This is a genomic window from Amycolatopsis sp. NPDC104863 (assembly GCF_055582965.1).
Map to the genome: position 1 here is coordinate 210,384 of NZ_JBVJOW010000008.1, position 16,405 is coordinate 226,788.

A 16,405-nucleotide genomic window follows, 5' to 3' on the forward strand; every position below is an offset into this window, starting at 1 on the left:
TGTGGCTACGAACGGGCCCGCCCCGATTCGACATCAGCCCCGCGGAACCGCGACCAGACCGACGTTGACGGTGATCGTCCCGCCCGGCGCCACGGTGAAGGCGTCCGTCACGGCGGTGCGCTGCCAGCCGCCGTCGGGGATCTCGGTGAAGTCCGAGTCGGTGGCGTCGTCACCGACGTTCGGCGTGGTGAAGGTCCACTCGTCCGGCCAGACGCGGACCTCGGCGCGGTAGCGCTTCGCCGGGACCGGGAACGAGAACGTCCCGTCGGAGGTGTTCGCCCAGCCGTAGCTGTCTTCGTCGTCGAGCGCGCGGATCGTGATGCTGCCCGCGTTGACGGCCGGCTCGTCGTCCTGGCGGACGCCGTCGGCGTTGCGGTCGTTCCAGAAGAGGCCCTGGACGGTGCCCTTCCCGACGATCGTGATCGGCTGGTAGGCGTTGTTGTTGCCCGCCTGGCTTTCCTGCGAGGTGGTGGTCGCCCACGCCGTCGCGGACTGCGTGTCACCCGGGTCCACACCGGTGACCCCCGCGGTGACGAAGACCGGGTACGCCGTCGCGCCCGGGGCGAGGTCGCCGACGTGCGAGCAGCGGATGACCTGGCCCTCCAGGGCGCAGTCCCACTCGCTGCTCGTCGAGGTGCCGGTGATCTGCAGGCCGTTCGACAGCGCCATGCTGACCGTGACGTCCGACGCCGGCGCGTCGCCGGCGTTGCGGACCTCGGCCGACACCGAGGTCCAGCCGCCCACCGGCAGGATGTGGCGCGGCGCGGACACGCTGAGCGCGACGTCGGCCTGCGGGGCGGGATCGGGGTCGGCCGAGGCGACCCCGGCCCCGGCGGTCAGGAACCCGAGCGTGAGCGCGGCCGCGGTGAAAACCCGGCGGTGCGCCGATCTTTTCCGGATGGTCAAGGAAACCCCCTGTGCTCGGCGGCCCGGACTGCCCGGGCCGTCGAGGTGAACACGCGCGAAGGGGGCGGAAGGTTGCGGCCGACGATCAACTCGCCGGGGCGCCGAGGCCGCCGATCAGGAGGTCGACGATCCGGCGGGCGAGGTCCTCGAGCTCGGCGGCGGTCTGGCCGCCGACCCGGTGGTACCACGTGTCCACGGCGTTGAGGTTGCTGAGCAGGGTCCGCGTCGTCAGGGACGGGTCGAGGGCGCGCAGCGAGCCGTCGGCGACGCCGTCGGCCACCACCCCGCGGAACAGCTGCTCGTAGTCGGCGCGCAGCTTGTTCAGCTCCTGCAGCGTGTCGCGCTGGCGGGTCTTGAGCGCGACCGCGACCTGGCCGCGCACCGCCTGGTGCACCACGTGGTGGTAGGCGAGGTCCGTCATCAGGTTCACCAGGTGCGCCACCGCCATGGCCTCGAGCCGGTCGCGGCCGGTGCCGGGGCCGCGGGTGTGCAGCTCGACCCGGTCGCGGACGCGGCCCATCGCCTCTTCGTAGACGGCGAGGAAGATGTCGAACTTCGAGCGGAAGTGGTAGTAGACCAGCCCTTTGGTCGCGCCCACCTCGCGCGCGATGTCGTCGATCGTGGCGTTGGCGAACCCGTGCGCCATGAAGGCCTCCGCCGCGGCGTCGAGGATCCTGCGCCGCGCGTCCGGCTCGAGATCGGGGCTCGCGCTCACCTGTCCGTCCTCCTCCTGGCCGCCGCCCATCGTCGCACGGGCGACGTCCGGCGGTTGACACCGCCACGCGGTCGATTCTACCGTGATACTCCGTAGTATTGCAGGTCAGACGGCTTGGAAGTCCGGGAAGGCGTCCAATGACGAACGCAAAAGACCTCGTGCACGAACTCGCCACCAAGAAGGCCGTCACACGGCTGCTGCCCGTGCTCGGCATCGCCTACTTCATGTCCTACGTCGACCGGACCAACGTCGCGCTCGCGAAGACGGCGCTGGCGGCCGACGTCGGCATCAGCGCCGCGGCCTACGGTCTCGGCGCCGGCCTGTTCTTCGTCAGCTACGCGCTGCTCGAAGTGCCGAGCAACCTCGTCCTCTACCGGGTCGGCGCCCGGCTGTGGATCACGCGCATCGCGGTGACCTGGGGCCTGGTCTCCGCCGCGATGATGTTCGTCTCGAACGACCTGTCCTTCTACGTCCTGAGGCTGCTGCTCGGCGCCGCGGAGGCCGGTCTGTTCCCGGCGATGATGTACATGGTCACGCAGTGGTTCTCGCAGAAGCACCGCGTCACGATCGTCGGGCTGATCTACACCGCGCCCTGCGTCGCGGTGATCATCGGGTCGCCGCTCGGCGGGGCGCTGATGGAGCTGCACGGCGTCGGCGGGCTGCGCGGCTGGCAGTGGATGTTCCTGGTCGAAGGGCTGGTCACCGTCCTCGTCGGCGTGGTGGTCTGGTTCGCGCTGCCCAGCCGTCCGGAGGACGCGAAGTGGCTCACCGCCGAGGAAGCCGCCGCGCTGACCGCCGGCGCGTCCGGGCAGGAGGCCCCTTCGCCGACGCGGGTCCGCGGCAACCTCAGGCTCGCGTTCGGCCGTCCGACGGTGCTGCTGCTCGGCGCGATCTACCTGATCAACCAGTCGATCGGCGGCGGCATCGGCTTCAACTTCCCGGCCTACATCCAGTCACTGGGCCTTTCCAGCCCGTTCCTGATCGGGCTGGTGGCGGGCAGCGGCGGCATCTCGGCGCTGGCCGGGGTGCTGTTCTTCCCCTGGTTCAAGCGCCGGCACGGGCACGAGGTCGTGCTGATCGGGGTGTGCGCGAGCGCCGTCCTGCTGGTGCTCGTCGGCTTCCTCGTCTCGCGGAACCCGGTGTGGAGCATCAGCCTGCTGTTCGTGTCGAACTTCTTCGCCTTCGGCACCCTGCCGCTGTTCTGGTCGGTCGCGATGTCCCGGCTGTCCGGCCTGATGGCGGCGGCCGGGCTGGCGTTCATCAACATGCTGGGCATCACCGGCGGGTTCGTCGGCCCGTACGTCTACGGCCTCATCGAAAGCTCGTCCCACAGCCTGGTGGCGCCGTACTACGTGTTCGCCGCGGCGGCCGCGGTCGCCGTCGCGCTGGTGCCCGCCCTGGCGATCGCGATCCGGCGTGACGCGGCGAAGAACCGCGTCGTGACGCCCGAGACGGTCCGGTGAAGTTCGCGCTGGTGGCGGCGCTCGTGGCGGGGCTGGTCGTGACCCCGGCGCCGCTGCGGTACGTCGCCCTGGGCGACTCGTCGGCCGCCGGGCCGGGCATCCCCGCACAGATCGACGCGGTGTGCCTGCGCTCGGACCACGACTGGCCGCACCTGCTGGCCGCGCGGCTCGGCGCCGAGCTCACCGACGTGACCTGCTCCGGGGCGACCACCGCCGACTTCACCGGCCGCCAAGCCGGAGTCGTCGCGCCGCAGTTCGACGCGCTGCGCCCGGACACCGGCCTGGTGACGGTCGCGATCGGCGCCAACGACATCCGGCTGAGCTCGGCGTTCGTCTCGTGCGCGAGCCCGGCCGAGCCGGTCCGGCCGTCGTGTCGCGAGCAGTACGGCGACGAGTTCGCCCGGCGGATCGAGGCCACCGCGCCGAAGGTGGCGGCCGCGCTGGCGGAGATCCACCGCCGGTCACCCGCCGCCCGCGTGGTGGTCACGGGGTACCTGACGTACTGGCGACCCGGAGGCTGCTACCCGGCGGACCCGTACACCCCGGCGGACGCGGCGTTCATCCAGTCGGCGCTCGACCAGTTGGCGGTGACGCTGGCCCGGGAAGCCGCGCGCCAGCGCGCGTCCTATGTGGACATCAGGGTGCCCAGCGCCCGCCACGGCCTGTGCGCCGAACCGGCGACCCGCTGGCTGGAGGGCGCGGCACCGGCGTCCCCGGCGTACCCGTACCACCCGAACGCGGCGGGCATGGCGGCGGTGGCCGGGATTCTCGCCACCGCCGTGCGGCCTGGCTGAGGCGGCGAACCCGGTGCCGGAAGATCCGGCAGAACTTTTCCACGGCGATGTCGAACGGGGTCGCGGCCGTTCGTAGCCAAGGTGAGAGGCCGGCACCGGGCCGGCCGCCGTTTGTCGGAGGTCACCATGTCCGTCACCACCACCGCTCCCGCGAAACCCCTGGTCACCGGCGGCCTGACCGCGGCCGCCGTCGCCACGGTGGCGACTTCGGCCATCGCCGCCGCGGGGCGGTTCGCCGGGATTCCCGTCGAGGTCGGCGGGGCGCCGATCCCGGTTTCCGGGTTCGCCGTGCTGACCGCCGTCTTCTCGGTCGTCGGCCTGGTCCTGGCCCTCGTGCTGGCTCGCCTGGCCCGCCACCCGCGCCCGGTCTTCGTCCGGACCACACTCGTGCTGACTGCGCTGTCCCTGGTGCCGGACGTGCTCGCGGACGCGTCGATGGCCACGAAGGTGCTGCTGATGTTGACGCATCTGGCCGCCGCCGCGATCGTGATCCCGGCCGTCGCGCGCCGGCTGGCCGCCTGAACCGGGGAAGGGGCTCACCGTGAAGCAGTATCTGCTCGCCGTCCAGTTCGACGAAAGCGTTCCGGAGACCGAAGCGGAAACCCGGGCGCAGATGGCCCGGACCGGCCAGGTCACCGACGAGATGCGGGCCGCGGGCGCGTGGGTGTTCGTCGGGGGCCTGCTGCCCTCGCACGCCACCACCGTCATCCGCCCGGCCCACGGCGCGACCACGATGACCGACGGCCCGTTCGCCGAGACGAAGGAACAGCTCGCCGGGTTCTGGGTGGTCCGGTGCGACGACCTCGACCAGGCGCTGGCCTGGGGCGAGAAGTGCGCGCTGGCCTGCGGGCGCCCGATCGAGGTGCGCCCGTTCGACGGCGCGTCCGGGGTCTGAGCGGATGGACCTGGACAGCGTCTACCGCGCGGAGTACGGCCGGTGCGTGGCCACGCTGACGCGCCTCCTCGGTGACATCGGGCTCGCCGAGGAGGCCGTTCAGGACGCCTTCGCGGTCGCCGTGCAGAAGTGGGCGGACGCGCTGCCGCCCAACCCCGGCGCGTGGATCGTGACCACCGCCCGCAACCGGGCGATCGACCGCCTGCGCCGGGAGTCCACCCGGGAAGCCCGGCACGCGCAAGCGTTGCTGCTGAACCAACCCGACGAGCCGGAGGAGGTGGGACCGGTGCGCGACGACCAGCTCCGCCTGATCTTCACCTGCTGCCACCCGGCGCTGTCGGCGCCGGCCCAGACCGCCCTCACCCTCCGCCTGCTCGGCGGGCTGGAGGTCCCCGAGATCGCCCGCGCCTACCTGGTCCCGGAGGCGACCGTCTCGCAGCGGATCGTCCGCGCGAAGAAGAAGATCCGCGACGCCGGCATCCCGTACCGGGTGCCGGCCGCCGCGGAGCTGCCGGACCGGCTGAGCCCGGTGCTCACCGTGCTCTACCTCGTGTTCAACGAGGGCTACACCTCGACGTCGGGGGAGCTGGTGCGGACGGACCTGTGCCTCGAAGCCGTCCGGCTGGCGCGGGCGCTCGCCGACCTGATGCCCGACGAGCCCGAGGTGATCGGGCTCCTGGCCCTGCTCCTGCTCACCGAAGCCCGCCGACCGGCACGCGTCGGGCCGGCCGGCGAGCTGGTGGTGCTCACGGAGCAGGACCGGTCGTTGTGGAACCGGGAGCTGATCGCCGAAGGCCACGAGCTGGTGCGGCGGTGCCTGCGCCGCAACCAGCCCGGGCCCTACCAGCTGCAGGCCGCGATCAACGCCGTGCACACCGACGGCCCGGCGACCGACTGGACGCAGGTGCTGGCGCTCTACGACCAGCTGCTGCGGCACACCCCGACCCCGATCGTGGCGCTCAACCGCGCGGTCGCCGTCGCCGAGGTGCACGGCCCGGCGGCGGCGCTGGCCATCGTCGACGACCTCGACCTGCCCGGCTACCACCTGCTGCCCGCCACCCGCGCGGACCTGCTCACCCGGCTCGGCCGCACCGCGGACGCCCTCGCCGCCTACGACGACGCGATCGGCCTGGCCGGCAATGACACCGAACGGACCTTCCTCGAGAAGCGGCGGGCGCGGCTGGCCGAGGGATCCTGAGGCCTACCGGGACGTCCCGTACGCGCCGGCGTCGAGGTCCTCGATGAGCGTCGGGCCGGCCGGGGTCCAGCCGAGCAGCTCCCGGGTCTGCGCGCTGCTGGCCGCGCCGTTCATGCCGAAGAAGCGGCCGATCCAGCCGAAGTGGTCCACGACGTCGTCGACCGGGACGGACGCGACGGGCAGGTCGAACGCCCGGCCGATGGCCTCCGCGATCTCGCGGGTCGGCACGCCCTCCTCGGCGACGGCGTGCAGGCGGCTGCCCGCCGGGGCCTTCTCGAGGCCGAGGGTGACGAGCCGGGCGGCGTCGGCCACGTGCACGGCGGCCCAGCGGTTGGCGCCGTCCCCGGGGTAACCGGAGACGCCCTTCTCGCGGGCGACCGCGGCGAGCACGGCGACGAACCCGTGGTCGCCGGTACCGTGGACGGTCGGGGAGAACCGCAGGCTGACCGGGTGCACCCCACGCTCGGCGAACTCGAGCGCGAGGTTCTCGCTGCCGCCGCGCGGGGCGTCCGGGCCGTGGAACGGCGACGTGTCGGCCTCGGTGGCCGGCCGGTCCTGGGCGAGGCCGGCGATGCCCGAGGCCAGCAGGAACGGCCGGCCGGTCCCCGCCAGCGCGTCGCCGATCGTCTGGACGGCGCCGCGCTCGGCCGCGTTCGAGACGGCCGGGTTCGCGAAGTCGTGCTTGTTCGCCAGGTGGATGACGGCGTCGGCGGCCGTGGCGCCGGCGCGGATCCCGTCGAGGTCGTCGAGGTCACCGCGGCGGACCTGGGCGCCCTTGGCCTCGACGGCCGCGGCGGAGGCGTCCGACCGGGCGAGCCCGGTGACCTCGTGGCCGGCCGCGAGCAGGTCGTCGACCACGGCGGAGCCGATCCAGCCGGAGGCTCCGGTGACAAAAACACGCATGACGTGCACTCCTCAGTGATGTCAGTGACTGATGTCGGTGACTGACATCGACCCTACGCCCTGAAGTCAGCCGCTGTCATCACTGACTCGGGATCACTAGACTCGGCGGCATGGTGCGTTGGGAACCGGGAACCCCGGAGCGGCTGCAGCGGGCCGCGCTCGAGCTGTACGCCGACCGCGGCTTCGAGGAGACGACCGCCGCGGAGATCGCGCAGTCGGTCGGCCTCACCGAACGCACCTTCTTCCGCCACTTCAGCGACAAGCGCGAAGTCCTCTTCCACGGCCAGCAGGTGTTCGTCCAGGCGTTCCTCGACGGCGTCGACGCGGCCCCGGCGGACGCGCCGCCGATCGAGGTCCTCGCCGCCGCGCTGCGATCGGCGTCCGTGCTGTTCCCGGACGAGCGCCGGCCGCATTCGCGGGTCCGCCAGTCCGTGATCGAGCGGAACCCGGCGTTGCAGGAACGCGAGCTGCACAAACTGGCCGGGCTCGCGACTTCGCTCGCCGAGGCCTTCCGCGCGCGGGGCATCGAGGAACCGGCGGCGACGTTGACGGCGCAGTCGGGCACCACGGTGTTCGGGATCGCGTTCACGCAGTGGATCCGCGATGGCGAGGAGCGTTCCTTGGCCGACATCCTCGCGGACGTCCTCGGTGAGCTGATCAGCCTGACCGCGGGCTAGCTCGTCCGCGGGGCGAGCCGCGGGTGGAGCTGGCTCCAGGCGAGCAGGGCGACCAACCCGGTCAGCCCGAAGACCGTGGGCAGCCCGACGCCGGCCGCCAGCGCGCCGGCCAGGGGAGACGCCGCGGTCTGGCCGATCCCGAGCCCGGCGAACGACCACGTGACCCCGCGCGCGGGCCGCGTCGGGAACACCCGCGCCGCCCAAAGGATGCACAGCCCGGTCAGCGCCATGTACGTGATTCCGAAGAGGGCACTGGAAAGCAGCGCCGCCGGAAGGCCGGGCAGGGCGAGCAAAGCGATGCCGATCGCCGCGAGCGTCCACGTCGTGAGGTTGACCGCCCGCAGCCCGAGCCGTTCCGCGGCGCGGCCCGCCACACCACCGAGCAGACCGGCGGCTCCGATGGTGAACCAGCACCAGGTCGCCGCCACCGGGCTCAGCCCGGCCTCGGTGAGCCGGGTGCTCGAGAACGTCCAATAAGGAGCGCTCGTCACTCCGATGAGGACGGAGTTGAGCACCAATGGCCCCACGCCGTGCGCAGAACCGGCGGCCGCTTCAACGGGTTCCGCGCGGGGCAGCGTCCGCCACGCGAGCAGGGTCATCGCCGCGCCGAGCACCGCGAACGTCACCCAAATCGCCGGCCAGCCGAAGGCCAGCAGGGGAGTGAACGCCGACGCCGCGAGCCCGAGGCCGGTTCCGGTGTTCGCCCACGTCTGCGCCCGAGCCCGGACCGGCATGCCGACCGTCTCGCCGATGAGCTGCGCGACCCCGGGGGACACGAGTCCCGCACTCGCGCCCGCGACGACGATCCCGGCCCCGAACAGCACGACGTCCGGCGCCAGTGCCATCAGCGCGAGTCCCGTCGTGGCGGCCGCCCCGGCCAGGAGCACGGTGCCGCGCGGGGAGCGTGCCGACGTCAGGGGAGCCACCAGCAGGCCCACGCCGTACCCGGCGGTGGACAGGCCGCCGAGCACCCCGACGGCGACCGTCGTGAGGCCGAACGTCTCGCTGAACCGCGGGACGAACAGCCCGTAGGCGTACCGCGCGAACCCGTAGCAGAGGGCGATCACGCCCGCGCCGAGCGCGGCGGTGGGCCACCACCGCGCCGTCTGTTCCGCTGTCCTGGTCGCCATGCCCTCCACTGAACAGACAGGTCTGTATGATGTCAACCAGGCGCAGGATCGTTGCAGGTGAGAGTGCAGACCGACCGGTTCGGAGGAAGCGTGGGCAAGACTCGTCCCGGCGACGCGGGAGCCAAGGTGCTCAAAGCCGCGTCGACGCTCTTCTACCGCGAAGGCATCCACGCCGTCGGGGTCGACACGGTGGCGGCCGAGGCGGGCGTCACGAAGGCGGCCCTCTACGGCAACTTCGGGTCGAAGAGCCGGCTGGTCGTCGCCTACCTGCGCGAGCGCGACCGGCAGTGGCAGGAGCAGATCGACTCCATCACGGCCGAGCACGACGACCCGCGCGAGCGGGTGCTGGCGGTTTTCGACGCTTACGAGGCCTGGCTCTCCCGCGACGGCTACCGCGGCTGCGCGTTCCTCAATGCCACCTCGGAGTTCCCCGATCCCGCGGACCCGGTCCGCGAAGTCGTCCGCCACCACAAAACCGCCCTGCACGGCTACCTGCGGGCCCAGCTCGAGCGGGCCGGGTCCGACCTGGCGGACGAGCTGATGCTCCTGCTCGAAGGCGCGACCGTCCGGTCGGTGGTTTCCCAGGACGCACAACCGTTCCGCGTCGCGAAGCGGCTTGCGGAGACGCTGCTCGCCGGCCGCTGACACCGGGTGCCAGGCCGGTGCCAGCGCCGTGTGCGTCCCGTGCCAGGCGCCCGCGCCAGAGTCTGGAACGTAATTCCAGACACGGCGAAGGAGCTCGCATGAACACCCCAGTCACGATCATCGGCGCCGGGCTCGGTGGCCTCACGCTCGCCCGCGTCCTGCACGTCCACGGCATTCCGGCCACCGTCTACGAAGCGGAGCCGTCCCCGATGGCGCGGATGCAGGGCGGGATGCTCGACATCCACGACTACAACGGGCAGCTCGCCGTCGCGGCCGCGGGACTGACGGCCGAGTTCCGCGGCCTGGTCCTGGAGGGCCGCGAGGCGATGCGGATCCTCGACCAGACCGGCGAAGTCCTGTTCGAGAAGGTCGACGACGGCACCGGCGGCCGCCCCGAGGTGCAGCGCGGGGAGCTGCGGCAGCTGCTGCTCGACGCGCTCCCGGCCGGCGCCGTCAAGTGGGGCCACAAGGTCACCGGCAGCCGCACCCTCGGCGACGGCCGCCACGAGGTGACCTTCGCCGACGGCACCAGTGTCGTCGCGGACCTGCTGGTCGGCGCGGACGGCGCGTGGTCACGGATCCGGCCGCTGCTCACCGACGCGACCCCCGAGTACGTCGGCACGGCGTTCGTCGAGACCTACCTGTTCAACGCCGACACCCGCCACCCCGAGACGGCGAAGGCGGTCGGCGGCGGGACGATGGTCGCGAACGGCCCCACCGAGAGCCGGGCGATCAACGCCCACCGCGAAAGCGGGGACACCCTGCACGCCTACATCGCGTTCACCGAGTCCTTGGCGTGGTTCGACTCCATCGACTTCGGCGACCCGGCCGCGGCGCGGGCGCGGATCGCGCGGGAGTTCGACGGCTGGGCGCCGGAGCTCACCGCCCTGATCACCGACGCCGACACCGCGCCGGTCCTGCGGCCGCACCACACCCTGCCGTTCGGGCACCGGTGGGACCGGGTGCCGGGCGCGACTCTCGTCGGCGACGCGGCCCACCTCACCGCGCCGAACGGCGAAGGCGCGAACCTGGCCATGCTGGACGGCGCCGAGCTGGGCCAGGCCCTCGCCGCGCACCCCGGCGACGTCGAAGCCGCCCTCACCGAGTACGAGCAGGCGATGTTCACCCGCAGCGCGACCCCGCTCGACGAGGCCTTCCTGCTGGAGAGCCTGTTCGGCGACGAGGTCCCGGAGGCGCTGGCCGCCATGTTCACCGGCGGCGAGGACACCCTCCCGGGCTGAGACGGGCCACTCAGCCGTGCCAGTGTTCGGCGAGCAGCTCGTAGGACCGGACGCGGTCGGCGTGCTCGTGGGTGATGGTGGTGATCACGAGCTCGTCGGCGCCGGTCGCGTCGCGCAGCTGCCGCAGCTTCGCGGCCACGGTCGCGGGCGAGCCGGTGAACTGGGTGTCGACGCGGTCGGCGACGAGGGCGCGGTCTTCGTCGGTCCACTGGTGGGCCGCGGCTTCGGCCGGGGAGGGGAAGCGGATCGCACCCTCGGCCCGGCGGACGCTGCGGACCCACAGGGCGTACCCGGTGGCGAGTTCCCGCGCGGTGGCGTCGTCCTCGGCGACGACGACGTCGGCCGACACCGCGACGTGGGGCCGGGGCAGCGTGTCGGACGGGCGGAACGCCTGCCGGTAGGCCGCCACGGCGTCGAGCACCCCCGAGGGGCTGACGTGGTAGTTCGCCGCGAACCGCAGGGAGTTCGCGCCGGCGACCGCGGCGCTCTGGCCGCCGCTGCTGCCGAGGATCCAGATCTCCGGCCGGGCGCCTTCTCCCGGCACCGCGTGCGCTTCGTGCCCTTCGGCGGAGCGGTAGGTGCCGCCGAGCAGGGCGAGGATGTCGTCGACCTGCTCGCCGTAGTCGGGGGACTCGGCGCCGGGCTGCTGCAGCAGCGCGAACGTCAGCCCGATGAGCGGGGACGCGACCAGCCTGCTGAAGTCGGGTTTGCGCGGGATCAGCACGCCGTCGGCGACCCGCTCGGGCGCGGGCGGCCGCCGGGCCGCGGCGGTGTACTCGCGGACGAGCTGCTTGCCGCTGCGGCCGAGTCCGAGGTCGAGCCGGCCGGGGTGGAGCGCTTCGAGGAGGCCGAACTCCTCGACGACGGCCAGCGGCGTCCGGTGCGCGAGCTGGACCCCGGCGGACCCGAGCCGGATCCGCGTGGTGGCCCCGGCGACCAGCGCGATCAGCACCGGCGGTGACGCTCCGGCGACCCCCGGGCTGAGGTGGTGCTCGGCGAACCAGTAGCGGTGGTAACCGAACTCTTCGGCTCGCCGCGCGAGGTCGACGGTGTTGCGCACGGCCTGCGCGACGTCGGACCCGGAGCTGATCGGGACGAGGTCGAGCACCGCGAGGGGGACGTCGGGCATGGTTCCCAGTTATCCCCGCAAGCGGCGGCGAGCGCACGGCCGCTCAGGATGTGGAACCGCTGCCACGGCGGCAAAAGCGCAGGTCATGATCCGATCGACCAGCGTGAGAACGGAGCACAAAATGAGATTCCAGGTCCTGGACATCCTGCCGCACCTGACGAACCCGGTGACCGGCCGGCTGATCCGCACCGACGAACGCTTCGCGCAGGCGCTCACCTCGGCGCGGTACGCGGAGGAGTTCGGGTTCGACGCCGTCGCGCTCGGGGAACGTCACGCGGGGCACTTCCTGAGCAGCGGGGTGACGGTGCTGCTCGGGGCGATCGCCGCGACGACGAGCCGGGTGCGGATCCAGACCGGCGTGTCGGTGCTGTCGATCCACGACCCGCTGCGTGTGGCCGAGGACTACGGGACGGTCGACCAGCTCTCCCGCGGCCGGCTGGAGCTGGTGATCGGCAAGGGCAACGAGCTGCGCCAGCTGCCGATGTTCGGCATCACCAACGGCGACCAGTGGGACGCGCTCGCGGAGAAGTACGAGCTGCTGCGCCGGCTGTGGCGCGAAGAGGACGTCACCTGGGAAGGCCGGTTCCGCGCTCCCCTGAACGAGGTGACGAGCCTGCCGCGCCCGTTCGCCGGCGCGCCCCGGATCTGGCACGGCTCGGCGACCACGGTGACCTCGGCCTAGCTCGCCGCGAAATGGGGTGACCCGCTCTTCTCCGCCAACGCGATCCAGCCGCGGGACAACTACACCGTCCTGATCGAGCACTACCGCAAGCAGTACGCCGAGCACGGCCACGACCCGAGCCTCGCCTTCGTCGCCGCCGGCGCGGGCTTCCTGTACCTGGCCGACAGCACGCAGGAAGCGCGCGAGGCCTTCGGGCCGACCTACGAGAAGATGGTCGCCTTCTTCAACCAGCCGGGAAACCACACGCCGGGCAACGAGATGACGTTCGGGTCGATCGACGACGCGATCGCGCGCGGCCCGGTCCTGGTCGGCAGCCCGCAGCAGATCACCGAGAAGATCCTGTGGTGGCACGAGGCCTACGGGCACGACCTGCAGTCGTTCAGCCTGCCCACGATGCTCCCGCACGAGCAGCAGCTCGACATGCTCGACCGGTTCGCCGCCGAGGTCGTCCCGGTCGTCCGCAAGGCGGCGCCCACGACGCTGTGGACGGAGAAGGACCCGTACGGCGGCCGCCCCGCCGTGCACGGCCGCACCTTCAGCCCAGGTGCTCCTTGAAGAACCCGGCCAGCTTCGCGACCGCGGGCGTGACGTACTCGTCCTTGTCGTAGAGATCGACGTGGGACGCGCCTTCGATCCAGTGCAGCTCCCGCGGGCCGGTCGTGCGCTGGATCGCTTCGACGCTCATCCAGGACGTCACCGCGTCGCGGCCGGCGATCATCAGCAGCGGGCGCGGCGCGAGCAGGCCGAGCGCGGAAAAGGCGTCGTAGCCGGCGATGCGGTCGACGCTCGACCACGGCAGCAGCTTCGCCGACCGCGGGTGTTCGCCACGCGGGGTGCAGTAGTACTCCCAGCCGTCGTAGCTGTGCGGGCCGCCCGCGCGGGCCTGGTCCGCGGTTTCCGGGAACAGCGCGAAGGTCCGGACCTCCTCGCCGCGCGCTTCGGCGGTCCTCGCTTCCGCGGCGGCGTCGAGGAGCTGCCGGAACACGGCCGGATCCTGGGTGCCGTCGGCGCCGAGGCGGAACTGGCGGCCGATGTCGGCCGCGCTGACCGTGCCGAGCGCCCGGACGCGGTGGTCGGTCGCGGCCGCGGTCAGCCCGTACCCGCCGGAGGCGCAGATGCCCAGCACGCCGATCCGCGCGGGGTCGACCTCGTCGCGGGTGGTGAGGAAGGAGACCGTGGCCTTGAGGTCCTCGACGCGCTGGGCGGGATCCTCGAGGCCGCGCGGGAAGCCTTCGCTCTCACCCTGGTAGGCGGCGTCGAAGGCGAGCGTGACGAACCCCTGTTCGGCGAGGCGTCGCGCGTACAGGCCCGCCGTCTGCTCCTTGACGCCGGTGCCGGGGTGCCCGACGACGATCGCCGGGCCCGGCGTGGCCGTCTCCGGCAGGTGGAGGTGACCCGCGATCTTCAGGCCGGCGCTGGGAAAGGTGACGTTCATGGGTGCTCCGATTCGGTCCGGTGTGGACCTCCAGGTTCGGTCCGGCGGACGGGCGGGTGCCAGGGAAGGAAGTGCCTAGGCAACCTGGTACCAGGCACGGCGTCGCCCGCTGCGGAAGACTGGGGGCGTGAGCACCGAACTGGGCGAGTTCCTGCGGGCCCGTCGCGCCGCGCTCGACCCGCGCGACGCGGGAATGCCCGACGACGGCCGGCTGCGCCGCGTGCCCGGCCTGCGCCGGGAAGAGCTGGCACAGCTGGCGCACGTGAGCGTCGACTACATCGTGCGCCTGGAGCAGGGCCGGACCCGCCGGGTCTCGCGCCCGGTCCTCGACGCGCTCGCCGACGCGCTGCGGCTGGCCGCCGACGAACGCGACTACCTGTTCACCGTCGCCGACGTCACCGCCCCGGCGCGGCGGCCCGCCCGGCCGGAGGTCGCGCCGCGGCTGCGCCAGCTGCTGGACACGATGGCCGACGTCCCCGCGCTGGTCCTGCACCGCCGGATGGACGTGCTGGCGTGGAACCGCGGCGCCGAGGCGCTGCTGACCGACTTCGGCGCCCTGCCCGCCGAAGAGCGCAACCTGATCCGGCTGACGTTCCTCGACGAGAAGTTCCGCACGCTGTACGCGGACTGGCCGCGGTCGGCCCGCGAGTGCGTGGCGGTGCTGCGGATGGAGGCCGGCCGCGACCCGCACGACCGCGCCCTGAGCGCGCTGGTCGGCGAGCTGAGCGTGCGCGACCCGGACTTCCGCGCCTGGTGGGCGAGCCACCAGGTCCGCGGGCCGCGGCAGCTGGTCAAGACCTACGCGCACCCGGTGGCGGGCCGGGTCGAGCTGGACGTCCAGCAGTTCTCCGTCGACACCCATCCCGACCAGCTGCTGGTCGCCTACACCGCCGAGCCCGGCTCGCCGTCGGAAGAGGCCCTGCGCTTCCTGCTGCGCTGGCATGGCGACGGGCGGGTCACGAGCGGTACGTCGGCACCACCGAGTACACCTGCAGGTCGGCAGGCACACCCTTCGCGCGGAACCCCCGCCGCCGGCGGGTGATGACCGTGTCCGGGTCGAGCGCGTCGAGCACCGCCGCGCTCGCGAGGACCTCGTCCCCGCCGGCCGCGGCCATCACGCGGGCCGCGATGTTGACGTCCACGCCGAAGTAGTCCGCGCCGACCCGCTGCGGGTGCCCGCGGTGCAGTCCCGCGCGCAGGCGGGGGTGGTAACCCTCGGCCGCCACGGTGGCGACCGCCGAGCAGGTCTCGTGCGCCGCGACCACCGACCGGGCGGTGTCGGTGAAGACCGCCATCACGCCGTCACCCAGGCCCTTCACCACCGAGCCGCCGTGCCCGGTGATCACCGACTTGCTGACGTCGGCGACCGAGCGCAGCAGGGCCAGCACCCGGTCGTCGCCGGCGTGCAGCGCCCACGAGGAGAAGCCGACCAGGTCGGTGAACAGGACGGTGATCCCGGCGGCGGTGTCGGGGTGCGTGGTGCGGCGGGTGGCCGCCTGCCAGGCCTGGACGGCGGCCAGCCCGAGCTCACGGGACGCGCTGGGCCGGTCCGCGCCCGCGTCGGTGAGCAGCCGCGCGATCCGGTCGGACGACCGGCCGCCGGACGGGCTGAGCGGGTCGTCGGGCCGGTCGTCACCGGGCACGAGCCGCCGCACCAGCCGGGCGGCGCGCACCAGCCGGTCGCGCTCGTCGGCCGTGCGGAGGAACCGCCGGGTGCGGGCGTGCCAGGGCTCGGGGCCGTTCACGAGGTGGAGCCTACTGGCGAGTCGGGTTCGCCGAGCGGTGATCGGGGCGAAGCTCACCCGAGCGGTCAGATCTTGCGGAACCGGGACTCGAGGAGCGCGAACACCCCGAAGACCGCGATGCCCGCGGCCAGCGTCAGCAGCAGGACCTGCCCGTACGGCTGCGCGGCGAGGGTCTTGAGCGCGGGGTCCAGGCCGCCGGCTTTCGCCGGGTCGTAGGTGAGCGCGGCGAGCACGAACATGGCGCCCACCGTCCCGTAGGCGACCGCCATCGCGCACCAGCCGACCTGGCCGAGCTGCTCGGTCGACCGGCGCAGGCCGCGGGAGGCGCCGCCGAAGTCCAGGTCCTGCACGAACTTCTTGCGGACACCCCGGTAGGCGAGGAAGGCGGCGGCGACGATGACCGCGGCGCCGGCCGTGATCACCACCGCGGCGCCCCACGGCTGGCCGAGCGCCGCGGCCACGATCGAGCCCGCCTTGCCGGAGCCGCCGGCCGCGGTCTTGCCCGCGCTGTAGGCGACCAGGCCGTACAGGACGACCTCGAGCCCGCTGGTGATCCGGCGGATCCGCCGCCGTCGCGCGGGAACGTGGCGGTGGCCGGTGATCGCTTCGCTGAGCTGCCAGACGGCGAGCAGGCCGGTCCCGGCGGTGATCAGCCACAGCAGCCACGCGCCGCCGCCGGAAGCGACCAGCTGCAGCGCCCCGGCCTTGTCGGCTTTCTCGTTGTCGCCGAGCGCGACCTGGGCCGCCAGCCAGGCGACGACCAGGTGCACCACGGCGTAGCAGGTCAGCCCGATCCGGGCGAAGAGGCTGAATCCTCTGATGTCGGGCATCTGCGGATCCTTGCTCA

General features: G+C 72.9%; 17 protein-coding genes and 1 pseudogene. 10 read left to right on the plus strand and 8 right to left on the minus strand.

Features of this window, described 5'->3' with window-relative positions:
* Positions 1 to 33: 33 nt before the first annotated feature.
* The gene (locus tag ACZ63J_RS36985; RefSeq protein WP_465404494.1) at positions 34 to 906 is read right to left on the minus strand and encodes an SdrD B-like domain-containing protein; all 873 of its coding nucleotides are present in this window, start codon (positions 904 to 906) and stop codon (positions 34 to 36) included.
* An 85-nt stretch (positions 907 to 991) separates the two neighbouring features.
* Positions 992 to 1,621 (minus strand): TetR family transcriptional regulator, encoded by a 630-nt coding sequence (locus ACZ63J_RS36990; RefSeq protein ID WP_465306123.1) that lies wholly within the window; start codon positions 1,619 to 1,621, stop codon positions 992 to 994.
* 137 nt (positions 1,622 to 1,758) lie between these two features.
* Between ACZ63J_RS36990 and ACZ63J_RS36995 the strand changes: the two genes are divergently transcribed.
* The 5 genes from ACZ63J_RS36995 to ACZ63J_RS37015 all read left to right on the plus strand — a co-directional run bounded on the left by ACZ63J_RS36995 (position 1,759) and on the right by ACZ63J_RS37015 (position 5,971).
* The gene (locus ACZ63J_RS36995) at positions 1,759 to 3,084 is read left to right on the plus strand and encodes an MFS transporter (RefSeq protein ID WP_465404492.1); all 1,326 of its coding nucleotides are present in this window, start codon (positions 1,759 to 1,761) and stop codon (positions 3,082 to 3,084) included.
* Entirely contained in the window at positions 3,081 to 3,878 is a 798-nt protein-coding gene (locus ACZ63J_RS37000) for an SGNH/GDSL hydrolase family protein (protein WP_465404490.1), read from the plus strand. Before ACZ63J_RS36995 ends, ACZ63J_RS37000 begins: the two co-directional genes overlap by 4 nt.
* 126 nt (positions 3,879 to 4,004) lie before the next feature.
* Positions 4,005 to 4,400, plus strand: a complete 396-nt coding sequence (locus ACZ63J_RS37005) for a DUF6069 family protein (RefSeq protein ID WP_465404488.1) — start codon at positions 4,005 to 4,007, stop codon at positions 4,398 to 4,400.
* Positions 4,401 to 4,419: 19 nt separating this feature from the next.
* The gene (locus ACZ63J_RS37010; protein ID WP_465404486.1) at positions 4,420 to 4,773 is read left to right on the plus strand and encodes a YciI family protein; all 354 of its coding nucleotides are present in this window, start codon (positions 4,420 to 4,422) and stop codon (positions 4,771 to 4,773) included.
* Between the two features lie 4 nt (positions 4,774 to 4,777).
* Complete coding sequence (locus tag ACZ63J_RS37015) at positions 4,778 to 5,971, plus strand: RNA polymerase sigma factor (protein ID WP_465404484.1); 1,194 nt, start codon at positions 4,778 to 4,780, stop codon at positions 5,969 to 5,971.
* A 3-nt stretch (positions 5,972 to 5,974) separates the two neighbouring features.
* On the opposite strand, the gene ACZ63J_RS37020 is transcribed toward ACZ63J_RS37015, so the two are convergent.
* Positions 5,975 to 6,874: an SDR family oxidoreductase gene (locus tag ACZ63J_RS37020; RefSeq protein WP_465404482.1), complete on the minus strand. Its 900-nt coding sequence runs from the start codon at positions 6,872 to 6,874 to the stop codon at positions 5,975 to 5,977.
* A gap of 110 nt (positions 6,875 to 6,984) precedes the next feature.
* On the opposite strand from ACZ63J_RS37020, the gene ACZ63J_RS37025 reads away from it, so the two are divergent.
* Positions 6,985 to 7,551: a TetR family transcriptional regulator gene (locus ACZ63J_RS37025; RefSeq protein ID WP_465337372.1), complete on the plus strand. Its 567-nt coding sequence runs from the start codon at positions 6,985 to 6,987 to the stop codon at positions 7,549 to 7,551.
* On the opposite strand, the gene ACZ63J_RS37030 is transcribed toward ACZ63J_RS37025, so the two are convergent.
* Positions 7,548 to 8,681, minus strand: coding sequence for an MFS transporter (locus ACZ63J_RS37030; RefSeq protein ID WP_465404480.1), 1,134 nt, complete (start codon positions 8,679 to 8,681; stop codon positions 7,548 to 7,550). The two genes, ACZ63J_RS37025 and ACZ63J_RS37030, sit on opposite strands and share 4 nt — an antisense overlap.
* A 90-nt stretch (positions 8,682 to 8,771) precedes the next feature.
* Between ACZ63J_RS37030 and ACZ63J_RS37035 the strand changes: the two genes are divergently transcribed.
* The gene (locus tag ACZ63J_RS37035) at positions 8,772 to 9,326 is read left to right on the plus strand and encodes a TetR/AcrR family transcriptional regulator (protein WP_465404478.1); all 555 of its coding nucleotides are present in this window, start codon (positions 8,772 to 8,774) and stop codon (positions 9,324 to 9,326) included.
* Positions 9,327 to 9,424: 98 nt separating this feature from the next.
* A complete protein-coding gene (locus ACZ63J_RS37040; protein ID WP_465404476.1) occupies positions 9,425 to 10,567 on the plus strand; it encodes an FAD-dependent oxidoreductase in 1,143 nt (380 codons plus the stop codon).
* Between the two features lie 10 nt (positions 10,568 to 10,577).
* On the opposite strand, the gene ACZ63J_RS37045 is transcribed toward ACZ63J_RS37040, so the two are convergent.
* On the minus strand, positions 10,578 to 11,696 hold the full coding sequence (locus ACZ63J_RS37045) for an LLM class flavin-dependent oxidoreductase (protein WP_465404474.1): 1,119 nt from the start codon (positions 11,694 to 11,696) through the stop codon (positions 10,578 to 10,580).
* A 121-nt stretch (positions 11,697 to 11,817) separates the two neighbouring features.
* Here ACZ63J_RS37045 and ACZ63J_RS37050 point away from each other — a divergent pair.
* A pseudogene (locus tag ACZ63J_RS37050) lies at positions 11,818 to 12,933 on the plus strand (LLM class flavin-dependent oxidoreductase).
* Here ACZ63J_RS37050 and ACZ63J_RS37055 read toward each other — a convergent pair.
* A complete protein-coding gene (locus ACZ63J_RS37055) occupies positions 12,914 to 13,813 on the minus strand; it encodes an alpha/beta hydrolase (protein ID WP_465404472.1) in 900 nt (299 codons plus the stop codon). The pseudogene ACZ63J_RS37050 and the gene ACZ63J_RS37055 overlap by 20 nt on opposite strands.
* 127 nt (positions 13,814 to 13,940) lie before the next feature.
* On the opposite strand from ACZ63J_RS37055, the gene ACZ63J_RS37060 reads away from it, so the two are divergent.
* Positions 13,941 to 14,855, plus strand: a complete 915-nt coding sequence (locus ACZ63J_RS37060; RefSeq protein WP_465404470.1) for a helix-turn-helix domain-containing protein — start codon at positions 13,941 to 13,943, stop codon at positions 14,853 to 14,855.
* On the opposite strand, the gene ACZ63J_RS37065 is transcribed toward ACZ63J_RS37060, so the two are convergent.
* Complete coding sequence (locus ACZ63J_RS37065) at positions 14,770 to 15,558, minus strand: adenylate/guanylate cyclase domain-containing protein (RefSeq protein ID WP_465404468.1); 789 nt, start codon at positions 15,556 to 15,558, stop codon at positions 14,770 to 14,772. The two genes, ACZ63J_RS37060 and ACZ63J_RS37065, sit on opposite strands and share 86 nt — an antisense overlap.
* Before the next feature lie 65 nt (positions 15,559 to 15,623).
* Positions 15,624 to 16,388 (minus strand): DUF1206 domain-containing protein, encoded by a 765-nt coding sequence (locus tag ACZ63J_RS37070; protein WP_465404466.1) that lies wholly within the window; start codon positions 16,386 to 16,388, stop codon positions 15,624 to 15,626.
* Positions 16,389 to 16,405: the final 17 nt, after the last annotated feature.

Bases quoted from the DNA above. Each gene is read 5' to 3' on its own strand.
- ACZ63J_RS36995 (WP_465404492.1), top strand. From the start codon at position 1,759: ATGACGAACGCAAAAGACCTCGTGCACGAACTCGCCACCAAGAAGGCC.
- ACZ63J_RS37005 (WP_465404488.1), top strand. From the start codon at position 4,005: ATGTCCGTCACCACCACCGCTCCCGCGAAACCCCTGGTCACCGGCGGC.
- ACZ63J_RS37015 (WP_465404484.1), top strand. From the start codon at position 4,778: ATGGACCTGGACAGCGTCTACCGCGCGGAGTACGGCCGGTGCGTGGCC.
- ACZ63J_RS37020 (WP_465404482.1), bottom strand. From the start codon at position 6,874: ATGCGTGTTTTTGTCACCGGAGCCTCCGGCTGGATCGGCTCCGCCGTG.
- ACZ63J_RS37025 (WP_465337372.1), top strand. From the start codon at position 6,985: ATGGTGCGTTGGGAACCGGGAACCCCGGAGCGGCTGCAGCGGGCCGCG.
- ACZ63J_RS37030 (WP_465404480.1), bottom strand. From the start codon at position 8,681: ATGGCGACCAGGACAGCGGAACAGACGGCGCGGTGGTGGCCCACCGCC.
- ACZ63J_RS37040 (WP_465404476.1), top strand. From the start codon at position 9,425: ATGAACACCCCAGTCACGATCATCGGCGCCGGGCTCGGTGGCCTCACG.
- ACZ63J_RS37045 (WP_465404474.1), bottom strand. From the start codon at position 11,696: ATGCCCGACGTCCCCCTCGCGGTGCTCGACCTCGTCCCGATCAGCTCC.
- ACZ63J_RS37055 (WP_465404472.1), bottom strand. From the start codon at position 13,813: ATGAACGTCACCTTTCCCAGCGCCGGCCTGAAGATCGCGGGTCACCTC.
- ACZ63J_RS37070 (WP_465404466.1), bottom strand. From the start codon at position 16,388: ATGCCCGACATCAGAGGATTCAGCCTCTTCGCCCGGATCGGGCTGACC.